Source organism: Massilia sp. CT11-108 (assembly GCF_047302915.1).
Classification (GTDB): domain Bacteria; phylum Pseudomonadota; class Gammaproteobacteria; order Burkholderiales; family Burkholderiaceae_D; genus Telluria; species Telluria orientalis.
This window is the reverse complement of the sequence record NZ_JBKYMO010000843.1, coordinates 1-1,556: the sequence shown is the minus strand read 5'-3', so window position 1 is coordinate 1,556 and position 1,556 is coordinate 1. Positions and strand designations below refer to the sequence as shown.

At 69.5% G+C, this 1,556-nt stretch carries 1 protein-coding gene and 1 pseudogene; both read right to left on the bottom strand.

Features of this window, described 5'->3' with window-relative positions; translation table 11 throughout:
- Positions 1 to 129 precede the first annotated feature (129 nt).
- Complete coding sequence (gene surE / locus ACEN88_RS31310; protein WP_413346005.1) at positions 130 to 867, bottom strand: 5'/3'-nucleotidase SurE; 738 nt, start codon at positions 865 to 867, stop codon at positions 130 to 132.
- 94 nt (positions 868 to 961) lie between these two features.
- Positions 962 to 1,556: pseudogene (locus tag ACEN88_RS31305) on the bottom strand (tetratricopeptide repeat protein); the annotation flags it as partial.

Genomic DNA, 1,556 nt, shown 5'->3' with positions numbered 1-1,556 from the left:
GCGCCTGGCTGTTGCGCGCGTTCTGGGTCGCCGTCTGCGGCGTGGCGACCGGCGCCGGCGCAGCGGGCTTTCGGGTGCCGCCGCCCGTCACGGACGAGAGCGGCAGGGGAAACTGGCTGCGCTTTTCGCTCATCCAAGCCCTCGCCGCAGCAGGTCCAGCTGGTCGCGGTGCGTGAGGTCGACCTGCAGGGGCGTCACCGACACGCAGCCCTGGCTCGTCGCGTGGAAATCCGTGCCTTCGCCCGCGTCGCGGCAGGCGCCCGGCGCGCCGATCCAGAAGATCTCGCGCCCGCGCGGATCCTGGCCGCGGATGACGGGCTCGGCCTGGTGACGCCGGCCCAGGCGGGTCGGCACGAGCGGTCCCACCTGTTCGTACGGCAGGTTCGGGATATTTACGTTCAGCAAAAACGGCGTGTCCAGCATCTCGAAACGGCGCAGCACGATGTCGCGCGCCACCCGCGCGGCCGCTTCCACCTCCGCCCAGCCGCCATGCACCTGGGAAAAGGCGATGGCCGGGATCCCAAACAGATAGGCTTCCGTCGCCGCCGCCACCGTGCCGGAGTACAGCGTGTCGTCGCCCATGTTCTGGCCGTTGTTGATGCCGGAGACGACCAGGTCCGGGCGGACGTCGAGCATCCCCGTCAACGCGATGTGCACGCAGTCGGTGGGGGTGCCGTTGACGAAATAAAACCCATTGGCAGCCTTCGACACCGACAGCGGACGGTCCAGCGACAACGAGTTCGACGCGCCCGAGCGATTGCTGTCGGGCGCGACCACCACGATGTCGGCGACTGTCGCGAGCGCATCGGCCAGGGCGTTGATGCCGGGGGCGAGATAGCCGTCGTCGTTACTGATAAGGATACGCATCCTGCGATTTTACCTGAAGCAACGGCTAGATCGACCAATCGGACGTCACATTTATTGCCCCCCCGGACGCGCCGCCGCACGCCCCGCCGCGACGTCAGCCCGCCACCAGCGGACGCCCTTCCGCCGCCTGGATCAGGGCGCCTTCGAGGGACGAGACCTCGTCCAGGGTGAAGGCCAGCAGCGCGTCCTTGTCGCCTTCCTGCAGGTAGACCTGCTTGATCATCGCGGCGCCGCGCCGTCGTAGCGGATGCGCCACACTCGGCCGCAGGATCGTCGAGCGCAGGCTGTCCGCCAGTGCCCGCGCCTCGCGGGGACTGCGGCTGTCGATCAGTTCCTGCAGGCGCGACAGCTTGTCGTCCAGCGCATCCGGCGATGGTTCGCCGGCGCGGCGCGGCGCGCCGTGGCCGCGCTTGCCCTCCTCCATGGCGTGCAGGCCCTGCTCCAGCGCGATCACGTGCTGCTCGATGCGGCGTGCGGCCTCCAGTTCGCCTTGTTGCCCTAAATACAATTGGGCCAGCCGGGCCAGTTCGCGTACGAGGCTCGGGGCCTGCGGATCGGCGGCCCGTTCGCGCAGCGATTCGACGGCCTGCACGAGCCGCACCTCGGGCAACGGGCGCCACGGGAAATGACCGGGCTCGAGCCATTCGAGCAGCGCTTCGACGGCGCGCTGCGGCCCCAGCCGGTCGTGC